Below are 15,226 nucleotides of genomic sequence, written 5' to 3'. Positions count from 1 at the left end.
GAGCGAGACATGTTGTCTATGCATGAAGAGATTCAAGGAAGTGCGGTCGCTCAATTGCGATTGCGGACTCAACTTTGAGTTGAGTCGCTCGGCCGTGGGATATTGCCGCAAAAGCGATGGACGGCATAGATCAATAAGTTGCCAAATGCAACGATGGCTGCGATGCAAAGCAAATAGAACCCGGCGTCTCGAACCTCTCGTGCCATCATCCACCAAAACCGAGGGTTGTTCGTGAACGCGGTGCCTCGGACAAAGTCGGCGGTCAACAGTTTTGCGAGCGGCCACGCTCCGTTGTAGCTCGCAAGACCTATCATCACTAGCAGTGCACTGCTGACTGCGGCGATCGGCCAATGCTCGCGTTTGTGATCCTTTGCGAAGCTAAATGTCGTGAGAAGAATTCCAATTGGGATGGATAGCACCACGAGCATCGCAAAAACAATTCCGATCAGCGGCTCACCGCCAAACGTGTCATCGAAAATCGTGACCATCCCCGAGAACCACGCAACGGTGGCAGCAAGTGTGGCAGTAACGAGTCCGAGCGTGCGTATCCCGAGTTTCATGTCAGCAGCTCCGTGTTCGCAGTGCGACTGTTTCGTAGGCCAAGCGGCGTTCGCCTCCATCGACTGGCGGCTTTCACTGGATGTCGGCGGACGGCACAAGGCGAATGCCCTCATATTTACCAAAGTTGAGGCAGGTCATTCCCTCTGCGAGATGCAAAGTTCGTCATTCATCACCGTTTGAGATATCACTGGAATGAGGAAACTTTGGATTTGGAGGCAGACGTCTTACTCGAGTTTCGAAGATGGATTTCAACGCGACGCGTGTCAAAGCCAGCATCGCGATTATCAGTAGAACAACCACGTAGGCGATCGGCGATGCTTCGAATGTTTGAAAGACGCTGATAGCAATCGCAACGGATGCGGTGAACCAAAGCAACGAACTGATATGAAATCGGAAACTGCTCTTCAACGCTCGACGTACAATACGGGCGTCAAAAAGATCCCGCATTCCCGAGAATGTTTCTCTTGGCGAAAGAGCAACCGACAACACGAGCATGGCGATGATCGAAGTGCCAGCCAGCGTTATTGCATAGGTATTCCACATAGGTAGCCGATGGTGAGGCCGAAGTCTCGACGAAGTCAATCCTTCGAGCGAGTTGTTTGGCAGGTCATCTATTGCATAACATATTTTTGTATCGCTCCGAAATTCAAACCGCAAGCTTTCCATCATCGCCTGGCTTTTCTCTGATGGCAGATTTGGCAAACGTCGCAATCCGACAGAGAAAAACGGACCACAGCGATTTGTCTCGCCCTGCATCACCAACCGTTGGCTCGATTCTCGTAATCTGTTGAGGGCAGTGATGCCATCGACCCAAACCTGTGGGCTTAGAAATCATCGCACTCCGTCGGACCGACGTTGAAAGCTCAAAGAAATGCATTGCTCGCGGACCAACCCACTTGACCAGCGTAATCGGCAGTGGGGTTGGTTTCGGTAACGTTCCTTTTGCCGTTGAACATGTGATATGGACGTCCTCCGCGTTCTACCAACAGTCGGAAAAGGCAGAGTCGGAAAAGGTGTCCGACACCTTTTTGGGTACAAATGCAGTGAGGCTCCTCCCGGTCTGGTTACATCGCAAAGCCAACGACTGCGAGTGAAGGACGACCATCGCGGATATATGGAGACTCGACGGACGTTGCAAGCTTGGCGTGTTCCAAAGAACGCTGCCAAATGCTTTCTGGTATTGATCGCATCAGGGAATCAATCCTCTTGCTATCCGAGCAGATCAGTGCTGGGACAATCGGATTAAAATCTCGAAAACGATCATGTGAATTCGGACCTGGTGGAATGCGTGGGTCGGATCGACCGTCCAGCGGATAGACATTCACCACAAGAATCCGTTGGCCTCTTTTCCACGATGCAACACCAGGCCAATTCTTGTCCATTTCCAAGAGCACAACCGCGTCAAGTTCGATGGAGTACGCAGCCACCATTGGGCGTTTCACCGAGACAACCCACCCCGCATCGACATCACCAATGTGCAAGGCTTGGGATAAACCTGTGTAACCAGTGTGTTTTCCGGAACTGGCGATCATGAAGTCTTTCGCAATCGCAGCGAAACCGAATTTGTCCGGTTCGATTTGCCTCCAAAGATCTTTTGACAGTTTCAGTTTCGCTGGGTTGGACGATTTGGGTTTGCTTTTGAACACGGTTTCGTTTGGCGAGAGGAAAGGCGATGAGCCCGAGGAGCTTCGGTCATCGTTGTACAGGGAAAGCAACGCAGATCATCAAGCAGCCTGCACACGTGTGTTAAAATCGATGTTGATCGTTTGGTCAGTCGTGGGCTTGCCACCCTCGCAAACGGCGTAAAGCACCGCGACGATGCAGATCGGCAGGAGGCTTCGCGTCTGCGACCGGTTTGGCGTTCGCCACGGTTCCCACGCATGACCGGAGCGAACACGCCAACGGCTCATGGAATTCATCCCGATGATTTCTGCATCCCTGCTTAGCCAGCCAGGGCGATCAGTATCGGCATGCCGATTAGAACCAAAGTTTGGAATGCCATCATAAACCAGTAAGGGCCTGGTGCAGTGCGGCGGTCGATCAAAGCGTTGTCGCCAAGCAAACCTGCGACCGCGAATCCAGTCCAAAGTTGCAGGAGACACGTTAGGATCGCCGACACGGTCAAGAAGATCGGTACGACAGATTCGAGCATTGCTCTTGGATGTTTCGAAGCAGATGGGCAGGATGAGCTCGCGTCATGATCCCGCTCCATTCTGAAACGGCGGTTTGCTCTGATCAACGGATTGTATCGTGCAAGGCGACGAGATTCACCAAGCGACTGCGAAGATCCGTTTCTGCGATCGGTTTCGACAAGAAATCGTCCGTTCCTGCTTCCGCACCGCGAGCAATCTCGCTGTGGTCCCTCAAGGACGTAACGAGCATGACCAACGCAGTGTGATCATCTTTAATTTGACGACACAGTTCATACGCGTCTGGTTCAACGAGTTCAGTGTCAAGCAACACAAGATGTGGCTGGTACTTTTGCAACTGATTGAGGCCGTTCGCACCGTTGTCAACGGATCTGAAGTCCCAGCCTCGTTCAGAGATCGTGTCGAGAAGCAATGCAGAGTCCGTGTCGGTGCATCCAGCGGCGAGAATTCTGATTGCGGTCGTCATGTCTGTCCGACATTCTGAAACGAGCAGAGAAAGAGTGGCATAGCGGGCTGTTGATTTAATGAGCCGCACCGCGTTAGCGGCGGTTAGTCAGACGCCAACCGGGGCTAACCCCCATCGGCTAATTGTTGTCACTCGGTATACGACTAAATCAACGGGCTGATAGGCTTCCAGCCTGTGTTCAGCGCAATCACAAGCGAGAAGCCTATGCCACTTGGTTGCTGCTCAGGCGATGATTTCGTGGATGGGGCGAACGTGTTCGACGCCAACCAGTTTCTGGTCCAAGCCACCATAGAAGTAGGACAGATGGTTTGGATCGAGTCCCATTTGATGCAAGATCGTGGCGTGCAAGTTACGGACGTGCAGCGGGTTTTCGACCGCGGCGGCACCGAGCTCGTCGGTCGTCCCGTAGCTGACGCCGCCTTTGATTCCGCCTCCGGCCATCCACATGGTGAATCCGTAGGCGTTGTGGTCTCGGCCGCTGCCGTTGGCGTATTCCGCGGTAGGTTGACGTCCGAATTCGCCACCCCAAACGACCAAGGTTTCGTCCAGCATGCCGGTTCGTTTCAGATCGGCCAGCAACGCAGCGATGGGCTGGTCAGTCGCTCCGGCGTGTTTGTTGTGGTTGATTTCCAGGTCACCGTGGGCGTCCCAGTTGTCGTCGTTGTGGGCACCGCCACTGTAAAGCTGGATGAACCGAACACCGCGCTGAGCCAGACGACGTGCGAGCAAGCAGCGTTTGCCGAAGGCTTGCGTTTTGGGATTGTTCACGCCGTACATCGAAAGCGTTTCTTCGGTCTCGTCGGAGAGGTCGACCGCTTCCGGTGCAGCGGACTGCATTCGGTACGCCAGTTCATAGCTGGAGATTCGCGAAGCCAAGGGTTCTTCGCCAACGTGTTGGACCAAGTGACGGCGGTTGGCGTCTTGGATGGAATCGATCAGGCGACGCTGCAACCCAGGTGGGAAATCGGAAGGCGGATTCAGATCGAGAATCGGATTGCCTTCGGTGCGGAACACGGTGCCTTGATAAGTGGCCGGCATGTAACCGCTGGACCAGTTTTTGGCACCGCTGATGGGACCACCGGTCGGATCGAGCATCACGACGAAGCCCGGCATGTTCTGGTTTTCGCTGCCCAGCCCATACGTCAGCCAAGATCCCAGAGCGGGCGAGCCGGACAGGATCTTGCCGCTGTTCATCATCAGCATGGCGGATCCGTGAATCGGCGAGTCCGCGGTCAATGAATGCAGGAACGCGATGTCGTCGACGTGTTTGGCAACGTTGGGGAAAAGCGTGCTGACCATTTTGCCGCATTCGCCGTGAGGAGCAAAATCCCAACGAGGTTCAACAATTCGGCCGCCGGCTTTGTGTCCGCCGCGACCGAACGTTTTGACGTCGACGGTTTTGCCATCCATGCCTTTCATCGCAGGTTTGTGATCAAACGTGTCGATGTGGCTGGGGCCGCCGTACATGAACAAGAAGATCACCGTCTTGGCTTTGGGAGCGAAGTGCGGTGGTTTGACCGCCATCGGTCCCGCCGATCCGGAGACCTGTGACGCCGTTGCCGCAGACGCATGTGGCAACAATCCATCGGAGGCCAGCATCGAGCTCAGCGCGGCGGCTCCGAACCCACATCCGGTTTCCCAGACGAATTCGCGACGGGTGCGGCCACAGAAGTTACCGGAATGGCTTGGTCGAGGTGCGTTCATGGCGTGATGATGAGGCAGCAGGTTGGAAGGGAGGCGGGGGCGGACGCGATCTTAGAACACGTGACGTTGGTTCTTAGACGCAGGTCGCCTCCACATTGTAAACGACTTTTGCGAACCGAGGCAATCGATTCGGGAAAAATCCGGTTTCTCGGGCATCACTTCTGATCGATCGAGTGCGTTAAACTGCTGGCAAAGTCACTCGATCCCCTCCCCAGTTGAGTCCCGCCTTGTCTGCCCCAAAGCCACTTCGTTTCCCCGCCAATCCTGCTCCAACGGCTCTCAAACAGTTCGCATTGACCCTGCAATCGGAATCGTATCGCTACCGGACGCCGATGAAATTTGGCGGGCGGGTGGTCGAAGAGGTCACGGTTTTGACGGCTCAGTGCACCGCGACGAATCAGGCAGGTCAGGTCGCCGATGGTGATCAGATCGGGATCGGCAGCATGACGATGGGAGTGGCCTGGGCGTGGCCGGACGCTTCTGTCGCCGATGGAACCAAGCTGGAGGTCGTGTTGGAGTTGGCCAGTCGCATGGCCGCGCAAGTCAACGAAGCGTCGGGAACCCTTACTGGACACCCGATGGAAATTTGTCTGCAGTTGGCCAGTCAGCGTGAGGATCTGGTCGCTGCCGTCGCGGCGGGGCACGATCTGACAGCACCGATTCCGGAACTGGCGATCTTGTTGGCCGCATCGCCAATCGAAGCCGCTTTGTTTGACGCTCATGGGAAAGCTGCAGGGCAGAGCAGTTACAGCCTGCTGTCGGCGGAGCATCTTCCGCCGGATTTGGGTGAGATGACCGGCGATGATCGCTACGCAGGTCTACGTTTGGATCAGTTCATTTCTTCGTCGCCCGTCGCCACGTTGCCGCTGTACCACTTGGTCGGGGCGCTCGATCCATTGACGCAAGATGATTTGGCGGAACCCGTCGGGGATGGTTTGCCCGAGACGCTCGGTGAGTGGATCACTCGCAACGAGTTGACTCACCTGAAGATCAAGTTGAACGGCGACGACGCCGACTGGGATTTTCGCCGCGTTCGAGACATCAACACGGTGGCCAACGAAACGACTGACCGCGGATCGTCGACCGGCAAGCCTTGGTGGTTCTCGTTGGATTTCAACGAACGCTGCGAGGACGAAGCCTACGTGCTCGGGTTGCTGGACCGATTGGAATCGGAGTGCCCGGAAGCGTTCGAGCGGATCCAATACATCGAGCAACCCACTCATCGTGACTTAAAGCGACCGGGCGCGGTGACGATGCATCAAGCGGCCGCGAGAATCCCCGTCGTGATCGATGAGTCGCTGACGGGACTGGAAAGTCTGCATCTGGCCGTGTCGCAAGGTTACAGTGGCATTGCGTTGAAGGCTTGCAAGGGGCACGCCGAAGCGTTGTTGCTCGGCGCGATCGCGGTGCACGAGAACTTGTTCTTGTGCGTGCAAGACCTGACGTGCGTGGGAGCGTCGCTGCTGCACTCAGCGTCATTGTCAGCTCATATCCCCGGCGTGGCCGCGGTGGAGAGCAATGGCCGCCAGTACTGCCCGGAGGGCAACGCCGAATGGATGGCTTGCTTCGGACCGATGTTCGAAGTCCGAGGCGGAAGCGTGCCGACGAGTTGCTTGGATGGCCCCGGGCTCGGGTATTGAAGGGCGATTGATTGAGCATCCGCCCCCATTCGTAGGCCGGACCATAGCGAAGCGGAGTTCCGGCAGCACTCGAGCAAACCGTTGCCTTCAATGGTTCCCGCGAGAGGGCTCGCACACCAAGACGTCCAATGCGGATGGATGGACGTTAGCGCTTGGTAGAGCAAGGCTTGATTGATGAGCGTTGGTTGACGGAACAATTGGGGACAATTGTTCTACTCTGGTGATGCGTGTATCACGGTGGGGGACCACCGTGATACAGGTTTTTGGGTCGCTGCTTGTTTGCGTCGCTTCGGCAATCGCTGGCGGGTCGAGATGCTCGGCGCGGACGCGAGTCAAGTCAACGCAGGGGTGGCGTGAGGCGTATTGGTTCGAACCCAAGCTGGAAACTCAGGCCACTGGTGAACCTGTAGCTCGGTGGTCCCCCACCAAGACGATCGCAGAATCTACGCTGCTTGCTGTTTTCGCGGCAGAGATACCAACAGCCGATTGGTTGGCGTTTGGCTTGGGGGGAACAGGCTTAGGGCAGAGCGTTGGTTGACGGAACAATGGGGGACAATTGTTCTACTTTGGTGATGCGTGGGTCACGGTGGGGGACCACCGTGCGACAGTTTTTTTAGCGAGAGCGTTTTGTTCACGCGACTCGGCGTGTTCGGTGCCGGGTGCTTCTTGTGGAAGTGGTTCCCGTTGCGGAGCCAGGAACGGTCAACGATTTGATCCGGTCCAGTGCGTTGGCCATCGCGACTCCGTCTCGGAATCGTTTCAGCGGTTTGGGATCCATCGACTTACGGATCCAGTCCACAAACTCTTGGTTCAGACCGCGACGCAGTTTGGCGTACGAAGGCAAAGGGGCTTCGAACGGGTACTCGGGCAGCGATCCCGACAACATCCGGTAGATCACCAAGCCGAGCGAGAACACGTCGCTGCGGTACGTTGGTTTGCCCATCGCTTGCTCGGGCGCGATGTAACCGAGCGTTCCCGATGCCGAAACGGCGTGACGGCCACGTTCGATCCGTGCCAACCCGAAGTCGGTCAGGCAGATCTTGGAGTTGGGAAAGAGAATGAAGTTCTCAGGTTTGATATCGCGGTGCAGCACTCGGCGTTCGTGTGCGTACGCGACGGCCGATGTCATTTGACGGACGTAGTCCAGCGTGGTTGCTCGAGCCATACGGCGACCAAGTCGATCGTGCAAGGTTTCTTCGCCAAGTGGGAACACCATCACGAAGTGGCCGTCGATGTACCGAGCGTCCTTGAGCGGCAAAATACTCTCGTGCGACAGGCTCGCCATGATGCGGACTTCGCGTTGCAGGTCGTCGGCAGATTGGTGATCGTCCGAAGAATGGGACTCCGGAATTTTCAGCGCCACGTCGCGATCCTCGATCGTGTCGTGGGCGGAATAAACGGTCGCAAACCCACCTTCGCCAAGCTTTTTGACGAGCCGGTATTTATCCAACCGCATGCCGACGCGAAGACGACGCGTCGATTCGCCGGGATCCATCACCAATTTCAAACGTGCCGTCACGGGCGTTGCCTCAAAGGGGACATCAAATTCGCACGGCGAAGGGCTCGTGCCGACCAAACGAAATCAAAACCGAAATCAGAATCAAAACACTTTCGAACCAGCATGACTCTTACGCGTTCACATGATCGTGGGATTGAAGTTCGACCGAATTTTCGCAGCGAGTCGCGATGTCGATCGTGACCGCCCAGCGTCCTTCGGCATCCGCAGTGATGATCCAGTGAGGCATCACGCACACCGATTGATGCACGAGTTCAAACCCAGCTTCGCTTTGACTGACCGTTTCGACTGGGAATGCCCAAACGCCACTGTCGCGATTGGTTCGCAAGTCGATGTCGACGCCCAACCAACGATCCGAGAGCGACAAGCCGCGAACATCGGTGAGGTCCAAACGTTCGCCGAGTTGCCCGAGTTGGTTGCCGTCGACGTCGCTGAAATAACGGTCGTCAGCTCCGGACGGCAGACCAGCAAAGTTCCACTCCACGGCGAAGTGCAGAGGGCTGGCCGGTGGCAGGTTCTCCAGCAAGTAAGTCACGGACAAGTTGCCGCTGCCTTCTTGCAACGTGACCGCTTTGGTCAGCGTGATTGGAATTCCCCAAGCATTGCCATCGCGGCGCAGTTGAGCTTGAACGCGGTCGCTGCCTCGACGCAGTTTGGCTTCGAATGGAAGTTCTACAAAGTCACCTCGTTCGGGCGACTCGCCGCGTGAGACGGATTCCAACGTCGCTTCGTTGTCAAAGAAGTGGTCCATCAAACTCTTGCGAGCGTAACGGTCGTACTGAATCATTTGATCCAGCCCTTCTTGTTTGAACACGACTCGGTCGTGGATGCTGGCCACGTCGCCACCGGCGGAGCTTGGTCCAGCCAGGACTTTGCGATGGTAGGCTTCCGGGCGACGCTGCAGCGTGGCCAACAAGTTGTGGTTGATGCCTCGCAAATCCCACTCGTACATCCGGCCACCTTGGGCGGGATCGATCCAAGCGACCATGGATTCGTTGGACAGCCGGATTTCTTGTTGGCCGTCGTAGTCGTAGTCGCCCGCGGTTGCCGAAACGGTGTGCAACGTGCCTTCGATTTCTTGAAGCAACGTGTCGGCTTGGATCAGGTGTTCGTAGATCGCGTTGCGAAGGTGAGGCAAGTAGATTCCGCCGAAGGCACCGTGCCAGTACGGGCAGTTGCATTGACCGCGATACAGGTGGTCGCGAATTTCGGAGAGCTCACCCGCATCGTGACCGCTGGCTTCGGCTTTGGCCAACCGATCGCTCACGTGCATCATGCGAGCGTACATCTCGTTGGTTTCTTCGTATTTGACTTTGAAGTTCCGCCAGAAACCTCCTCGCACGAACGATTCCAAGTGACTCCAGCGTTCGTCGTTTTCCATCGCGTGGGAAACGTCGTCGAGGATCTCTTGTGATTCCGCGGGCAGCGACCAAACCGTCATTTCGCGATAGCTGCAATCGGGCAGGTAGGCTTTGCCAGCTGGAGCCGCGTTTTGGATCGATTCTGCCAAGGTGACCGTGTGCAGCCACTCTTGGTTTTCAGTCAACGCATCAAAGAACGAACGCAACCAGCCTTCGTCGTAGACGTGCGATTTCGTGTCGGGCCAAGTGCCGAACTTTTCGCCATCGTCACCGAACGTCATCACGGCACCGGGATTCGAATGAGCGATCCCGCGTAGGTAGTCGATCGTTTCGTGAGCCGGGCGGAATGGGATCGTGTAGCGAAGTTGTTCGCTGCCAGGGAAGACGCGGAGCAGTTGGCCTTGGTCTTCGACAACGAAATAACTGCGCAGTTCTTCTTCCGCCATCCCAGCGGATTTGAAGTGGTAGTCGTCCAAGACGGTGTAACGCATTCCGGCCGCAGCCACGTCGGCGGTCAGTCCTGATTCCCAAACTCGTTCGGGCATCCACATGCCGGCGGGCGAGACACCTAGGTTGCGTTGCAGCCATGAACTGTACGATTGGATCTGGCCCACGCGATCACGTCGGGGCAACATCGTCAGGATCGGTTCGTACTGAGGCCCACCGACGATCTCGATGCGGCCGGCTTCGACCAGCAAACGCACACGGTCGAGGTACTCGGGATGGCGTTCGGCCAACCACAGCATCAACGGGCCAGAGGTGTGCAGCGAGATGTTCAGGGCGTCGTAGGGTTCAAACACCTCCAGAAACGGCAAGTAGCTGTCCTGGTACGCTTGTTCAAACACGCCATCGAAGTTTCCGATTGGCTGGTGGTTGTGAAGGACCAAGCAAAGGTGAACGTGAGGCGACATGGGCGCTGGGGTCAGTGTGTGGAAGGACGTCGTGAAACAGGCGATGACGGTGCGCGAATTTTACGATTTGCATGCATTGCGCGAATGCAAAAAACAACCGGAATTTTCGAAACGACGCGAATGTTTGGGCGAGCCAAATTCGCTGGTCGTTTCCAGCCGGTTAATTGGCGCAATCGTCACACTCGCGACAACCGCTGCGAACATCATCGGCTGACGGTTGTGTCAGCTTGAGCGGAAACGACGGTCGTAACGGTTCTGCGGGCTGGAGCGGCACCCCAAAAGCAAACCGTAGCTCGGTGGTCCCTCGCCGAGACGAGCATTGAGTCGATGTTGCGAGGTGTTTGCGCAGTGGGTCAGGGATGCGTGACACAGATGAGTTGGAGGCTGGTTTGGGTGGGGCGAGGCTTGGAGGGAGAACGTGGGTTGGCGGAACAGTTGGGGACAACTGTTCTACTCTCGTGCAGATGGTGTTTGGGTCACGGTGGAGACCACCGTGCTACAGGTTTTTGACGTTTTCTGTAGCTCGGTGGTCCCCCACCGAGACGAGCACTGAATCGACGTCGCGAGCGGTTTGCGAGGTGGGGCAGGGATGCGAGCTCCAGATGAGTTGGAGCTTGGTTTGGGTGGGGCGAGACTTGGACGGAGAACTCTGGTTGGCGGAACAGTTGGGGACAACTGTTCTACTCTGGTGCGGATGGTGTTTGGGTCACGGTGGGGACCACCGTGCTACAGGTTTTTGGGATGCTGGTAAGATCGGGGTTTGCTGCATGAATCAGGATCCTAAGGATTTGCATGATCCTGTGGTTCTGTGATCCTGTGCCCCTTTCCACTATCAAGCCCCCTTTCCACTTCCCTCCCACAAAACTCATTTTCATTGCCAAGATCTCGGGGAAGATTTCGAACACCGGGTATGCGACGCTTCTTTCAATCCATTCGAAAAGCCACTTGGACGCTGTTTTGTCTTGCGTCGTTGGCGTTGATCTTGGCGTTCGTCACGGCGCTTCCGTTGTTGCAGTTGATCACGTTGGGGTATCTGCTCGCCGTTGCCGGGCATCTGGCCTCGGGAGGGCAACTCAAAGACGCGCTGCCGAATTTGAACGCGGCGGGGGTCTTTGGAGCCGCGTTTTTGGCGCTCGCGGTTGCGTCCGCACCGACTCGATTGCTGGCTCATTGGGAATCCGTTGCTGCGGTGATTGATCCGGGGTCTCCCGATGCGACTCGACTGCGGATCGGGGCTCTCGCGCTGTCGGCGTTCTTGACCGTTTACTTGGGTTGGGCTTGGGTTCGCGGCGGACGGCTGAAGCACTATCTGTGGCCACAGCCCAAACGGTTTTTCAAAGAAGCGTGGCGTCCGTCGACTTGGTCGCAGTTTGCGGATCGAGTGTGGGCGTTTTTAAAAGGCCTGCGGATTCCGGCATTGTTTTGGATGGGCGTTCGCGGTGCCTTGCTGACTTTGGTTTGGTTGATTCCCGCGTTTGTGATCATGGGTGTGACTCGGCAAGGCGACAACGCCGCGGATGGTCTGCTGGGCGTGTTGGCTTTGTTCACGCTCGCGTTTGTGCTGCTGTACTTGCCGATGTTGCAAACTCACTTTGCGGCCCAAAACAATTGGCGAGCGATGTTCCAGTGGCGGCAAGTTCGCAGTGACTTTCGATACGCACCTTGGTCTTGGGCGGGAGCGATGTTGGTCGGGTTGGTGCTGATGCCGATCCCGCTGTACCTGCTGAAGATTGAAGCGACTCCGCAAGAGATCACTTGGTTGCCGTGTTTGGTGTTTGTGGCATTCATGCTGCCGGCTCGAATCGCAGAAGGGTTGGCGCTGCGTCGATGCCGGCGGCTGCGTGTCCTAGCGGAATCGGGCGAATGGTCTCCGGGTGTTTGGTCGGGGCGTTGGTGGTTTGTCTCTCGATGGGCGGTTCGGTTGGTGGTGATGCCCGCGATTGTCGGCTTCTACATGCTGGTTCTGATGGGCAGCCAATTCACCAGTTGGGACGGTGTGGAAACTTGGGTTCGCCAGCATGCTTTGTTGGTGCCCGTCCCGTTCGTGGGCGTTTGATCGCACCGCCGATGACTGCACTGCTGACTGAGCATTGATCCCACTGGGCATCGATTCCGAGGCGGGTTCCCTTGCCGTTTCTTCTATCAGGTGGTAGAAGCGCAGCATGACTGGATTGCCGAATACGAAACCGAACCAATCAAGACATCGCAACCGCAAACGCGGTGTGATCGGAGTGATGTTCCGCGCCGATAAGTTGCTGATCATCCGCCGCTCGTTGACCGTCAATGCACCAGGCAAGTTGTGTTTGCCTGGCGGAGGCATCGAGGCTGGTGAGAGCGAAGAAGAGGCTCTGATTCGCGAGATGCAAGAAGAACTGGCGATTGATGTGACGCCGACACGTTTGTGTTGGCGAAGCGTTACGCCCTGGGGAACTCGGTTGGCGTGGTGGGTGGCGGAATTTCCTGATCACATCGATCCCGTGCCGAATCCCGACGAAGTGGCTGAGGTTCACTGGATGACGGCCAATGACATCGTCACCGCACGCGGCGTGCTGCCCAGCCTGCCTGATTTTCTGGCGGCGTGGCGAGGCGGCGAGATCGAGTTGCCTTGGACAGATTCCTCGACGTCCTGAGGGAAAACTCGCCTTGTCGGTCGCTGGCGTTCTGCTAGGCTACGCGATTCGATCCGGCCGGTGTTTGAATTCGCCCCAGTTTGGAACGCCAATGAATGGCGGTGCCAAGACGCGAAACCTGGCCATGCACGCAAAACACGAACATTTTTCCAGGAGAGCGATCTAGGTGGGTACCAAGAAATCTGGCAAGGGACGACGCAAGGTAGGCCGCAAGAAACGACGGATGCGAGCCAAGATTCGTCACCGCAAGAAATAATCTTTGATGGCTGGTGGAGCGATCGGTTGTTTGAACCCGTTGCTCCGCCCCATGCAATTTGTAGCCGCCACGAGGAATGCGATTGATCGTCTCTGGTTCACTAGTCCGTGAGCCAGTGAGGTGGACGCATCATTCGCCCTCGGATTGCAATCCCAATTCGGCCAGCCAACGGCGGCCGGTTTTGGGGTAGTTGCGGGCATCTCTTTTTTCACGCTGCAACTGGTCGATTTGTTCTTCCAGTTCTTCTGTGCGACGAGCCAACTCCTGACGCTCTCGCGAAAGCTTGGCTCGTTCGAGCGAAACTTCGATCTCAGCGCTTCGGAATTTGTCTTCCCATTCGGATTTCAATTGCGCCAGGCGTTCGCGTTCTTCGATCACCAATTCGTCACAGTCGACCATTCCGGCGATCGCAGCAGCACCAAATGCGACTTGGTCGTTGCGAGTGTCCGCGCGGTTTTGCAGCAGAATCTGCAGTTCGTGGATCTCGGCATTGCGTTCAGAAATCGTCTGTTCGGCGAGTGAAAGCCGGTCGACCAAATCATCGATGAATGCAACCGGATTGCTGACCCAATCAGGATCGATCGACGCTGCAATTTCTTGGGCGGGTTGGGACAGCGACTCGAGGAACGACTCCGCGTTGAAGTCATCGTTTTCCATCTGCTCCAGGATGCGTGCCTTCCGCTCTTCCCAGGACATTGAGTCGTCGCAGCCCTGCGTGTCGGACACGGTGCGTTTGACATCGTTCGATGCAAGCTGTGCCGCCAACTGGTCATTCTGGGTTTGCAGTTCATGCGAGCGCATTCGCTCGGCCTGCAACTCCTCCTCCAACCGCTGCACTTCCGGCGGAATCAAGTCGCAGTAATCGCCTTGGCCGTATTTGCCTTCGGTGTACTGGTCGCCGTCGTAGTTCTGGTCTGCTGGCTCGTCTGTGTTTTCGGTCGGAACAGGTGGCTGCCACGAGACCGCACAGGTGTCGGCGGGTTGTTCGAATTCGTCCGCCGAGATTTCGGGATCTGCCGATTGTTCGGATTCGTAAGGCGTCAGCGGCGCGAGCGCGAATTCGTCCAGACGTGATGTCAGGCGGCCTTCGAATTCACCAAGCAGTGAAACGATTTGCTGCAAGCGTTCATCGATCGGCGTCGCAGCATCTGACACGACTTCGACCAAGTCGGCGCGAGTGATCGCGGAGCCGGTTGCGCCGGCTGGTTCAGCAGAAGCGTCGCCGATGGCAGCGGGATTCGTGAGAGAATCCGCCTCCGGCGAGTCGTTCAGATCGTTTGGATTGGTTTCGTTGGTGGACATGGAAGCCGATTCAGGGACCTGATCACAAGGATTTTCGGTCCCTTCGATATTGCCAGCAGTGGATTGCTCCACCTGCGGCCGCGGCTGCGGTGCAGGTGAAGAAAGACGTCGCTTTCGTTTACGGTTGTTTCGAGCCATTTGGCTAGAGATTCATTTCCGGGGCAAATCGGGACAGGCATGGCCTGATGGGTGTGATGGACTGTCTGCTATAGTCCATTCTCACCACTTCTTCGGAACAATAGATCACAAACAATTGCTGGTCAAAAATTCACACAGACCATCCTCACCCAATCCAGAAAAAGACAGTTTTGGCTAAGAAGAAACGGAACCCCTCTGCTGAAGAGGCCGGCGACGGCGAGCAAACGGCAGCAGAATTAGGGGATTTTGAAACGACGCTGGGCGATGTGGAGACGATCGTTCGGAAGCTCGAATCTGGTGCATTGACGCTGGACGATTCGCTAAAGCAGTACGAGGTCGCGGTGGCGAAAATGCGACAGTGCTATCAGTTACTGGACGTTGCCGAACGAAAAATTTCGGTGTTGGCCGGCGTCGATGCCGAAGGTCGACCCGTGACGGAGCCACTGGAAAACATGTCCGGTGGCGAGTCACTCGTTCAAAAGCAGGCCTCCAGAGGCAAACGCCGCGGAGCCGTCGCGCCGGATCATTCCGCAAGCGACACAACGGGCGTTGATTCTGCGGACCTCGATTCAGCGGAGGACGATGAGTGAG

General features: G+C 56.5%; 15 protein-coding genes. 5 read left to right on the top strand and 10 right to left on the bottom strand.

Annotated elements, in window-relative coordinates:
• Window positions 1-68 precede the first annotated feature (68 nt).
• The 7 genes from RB_RS04275 to RB_RS04240 all read right to left on the bottom strand — a co-directional run bounded on the left by RB_RS04275 (window position 69) and on the right by RB_RS04240 (window position 4,881).
• Entirely contained in the window at window positions 69-560 is a 492-nt protein-coding gene (locus RB_RS04275; RefSeq protein WP_231846209.1) for a hypothetical protein, read from the bottom strand.
• 163 nt (window positions 561-723) lie between these two features.
• Window positions 724-1,104, bottom strand: coding sequence for a hypothetical protein (locus RB_RS04270; RefSeq protein WP_231846208.1), 381 nt, complete (start codon window positions 1,102-1,104; stop codon window positions 724-726).
• A gap of 521 nt (window positions 1,105-1,625) precedes the next feature.
• Complete coding sequence (locus tag RB_RS04265; protein WP_231846207.1) at window positions 1,626-2,093, bottom strand: hypothetical protein; 468 nt, start codon at window positions 2,091-2,093, stop codon at window positions 1,626-1,628.
• 192 nt (window positions 2,094-2,285) lie between these two features.
• A complete protein-coding gene (locus tag RB_RS04260) occupies window positions 2,286-2,471 on the bottom strand; it encodes a hypothetical protein (protein ID WP_231846206.1) in 186 nt (61 codons plus the stop codon).
• A 32-nt stretch (window positions 2,472-2,503) separates the two neighbouring features.
• Complete coding sequence (locus tag RB_RS04255) at window positions 2,504-2,713, bottom strand: hypothetical protein (protein ID WP_164921501.1); 210 nt, start codon at window positions 2,711-2,713, stop codon at window positions 2,504-2,506.
• 83 nt (window positions 2,714-2,796) lie between these two features.
• Entirely contained in the window at window positions 2,797-3,177 is a 381-nt protein-coding gene (locus RB_RS04250) for a response regulator (RefSeq protein ID WP_164921500.1), read from the bottom strand.
• A 222-nt stretch (window positions 3,178-3,399) separates the two neighbouring features.
• Window positions 3,400-4,881 (bottom strand): DUF1501 domain-containing protein, encoded by a 1,482-nt coding sequence (locus RB_RS04240; protein ID WP_007333131.1) that lies wholly within the window; start codon window positions 4,879-4,881, stop codon window positions 3,400-3,402.
• A gap of 227 nt (window positions 4,882-5,108) precedes the next feature.
• Between RB_RS04240 and RB_RS04235 the strand changes: the two genes are divergently transcribed.
• Window positions 5,109-6,521, top strand: a complete 1,413-nt coding sequence (locus RB_RS04235; protein WP_164921498.1) for a mandelate racemase/muconate lactonizing enzyme family protein — start codon at window positions 5,109-5,111, stop codon at window positions 6,519-6,521.
• Between the two features lie 631 nt (window positions 6,522-7,152).
• Here RB_RS04235 and RB_RS04230 read toward each other — a convergent pair.
• Both RB_RS04230 and RB_RS04225 read right to left on the bottom strand, forming a co-directional pair.
• Complete coding sequence (locus RB_RS04230) at window positions 7,153-8,040, bottom strand: serine/threonine-protein kinase (RefSeq protein WP_007329162.1); 888 nt, start codon at window positions 8,038-8,040, stop codon at window positions 7,153-7,155.
• Between the two features lie 109 nt (window positions 8,041-8,149).
• Entirely contained in the window at window positions 8,150-10,309 is a 2,160-nt protein-coding gene (locus tag RB_RS04225) for an alpha-amylase/4-alpha-glucanotransferase domain-containing protein (RefSeq protein ID WP_011118691.1), read from the bottom strand.
• A gap of 31 nt (window positions 10,310-10,340) precedes the next feature.
• Between RB_RS04225 and RB_RS04220 the strand changes: the two genes are divergently transcribed.
• From RB_RS04220 to RB_RS04210, 3 genes are all read left to right on the top strand, one after another.
• Complete coding sequence (locus RB_RS04220; RefSeq protein ID WP_231846205.1) at window positions 10,341-10,523, top strand: hypothetical protein; 183 nt, start codon at window positions 10,341-10,343, stop codon at window positions 10,521-10,523.
• A gap of 696 nt (window positions 10,524-11,219) precedes the next feature.
• Entirely contained in the window at window positions 11,220-12,365 is a 1,146-nt protein-coding gene (locus RB_RS04215) for a DUF4013 domain-containing protein (RefSeq protein WP_164921497.1), read from the top strand.
• 106 nt (window positions 12,366-12,471) lie between these two features.
• Entirely contained in the window at window positions 12,472-12,939 is a 468-nt protein-coding gene (locus tag RB_RS04210; protein ID WP_007325564.1) for an NUDIX hydrolase, read from the top strand.
• A 385-nt stretch (window positions 12,940-13,324) separates the two neighbouring features.
• On the opposite strand, the gene RB_RS04205 is transcribed toward RB_RS04210, so the two are convergent.
• A complete protein-coding gene (locus RB_RS04205) occupies window positions 13,325-14,497 on the bottom strand; it encodes a hypothetical protein (protein WP_231846204.1) in 1,173 nt (390 codons plus the stop codon).
• A gap of 308 nt (window positions 14,498-14,805) precedes the next feature.
• On the opposite strand from RB_RS04205, the gene xseB reads away from it, so the two are divergent.
• The gene (xseB, locus tag RB_RS04200) at window positions 14,806-15,225 is read left to right on the top strand and encodes an exodeoxyribonuclease VII small subunit (RefSeq protein WP_007333124.1); all 420 of its coding nucleotides are present in this window, start codon (window positions 14,806-14,808) and stop codon (window positions 15,223-15,225) included.
• Window position 15,226 lies beyond the last annotated feature (1 nt).

Origin of the sequence: Rhodopirellula baltica SH 1 (assembly GCF_000196115.1) — a bacterium.
Lineage (GTDB): Bacteria > Planctomycetota > Planctomycetia > Pirellulales > Pirellulaceae > Rhodopirellula > Rhodopirellula baltica.
Note: the sequence above shows the minus strand (reverse complement) of the source record. Positions and strands in the feature narration are given on the sequence as shown.

Excerpts from the sequence above, each read along its gene's own strand:
- RB_RS04275 (WP_231846209.1), bottom strand. The coding sequence starts at position 560 with ATGAAACTCGGGATACGCACGCTCGGACTCGTTACTGCCACACTTGCT.
- RB_RS04270 (WP_231846208.1), bottom strand. The coding sequence starts at position 1,104 with ATGTGGAATACCTATGCAATAACGCTGGCTGGCACTTCGATCATCGCC.
- RB_RS04265 (WP_231846207.1), bottom strand. The coding sequence starts at position 2,093 with ATGATCGCCAGTTCCGGAAAACACACTGGTTACACAGGTTTATCCCAA.
- RB_RS04260 (WP_231846206.1), bottom strand. The coding sequence starts at position 2,471 with ATGAGCCGTTGGCGTGTTCGCTCCGGTCATGCGTGGGAACCGTGGCGA.
- RB_RS04255 (WP_164921501.1), bottom strand. The coding sequence starts at position 2,713 with ATGCTCGAATCTGTCGTACCGATCTTCTTGACCGTGTCGGCGATCCTA.
- RB_RS04250 (WP_164921500.1), bottom strand. The coding sequence starts at position 3,177 with ATGACGACCGCAATCAGAATTCTCGCCGCTGGATGCACCGACACGGAC.
- RB_RS04240 (WP_007333131.1), bottom strand. The coding sequence starts at position 4,881 with ATGAACGCACCTCGACCAAGCCATTCCGGTAACTTCTGTGGCCGCACC.
- RB_RS04225 (WP_011118691.1), bottom strand. The coding sequence starts at position 10,309 with ATGTCGCCTCACGTTCACCTTTGCTTGGTCCTTCACAACCACCAGCCA.
- RB_RS04215 (WP_164921497.1), top strand. The coding sequence starts at position 11,220 with ATGCGACGCTTCTTTCAATCCATTCGAAAAGCCACTTGGACGCTGTTT.
- RB_RS04210 (WP_007325564.1), top strand. The coding sequence starts at position 12,472 with ATGACTGGATTGCCGAATACGAAACCGAACCAATCAAGACATCGCAAC.
- RB_RS04205 (WP_231846204.1), bottom strand. The coding sequence starts at position 14,497 with ATGTCCACCAACGAAACCAATCCAAACGATCTGAACGACTCGCCGGAG.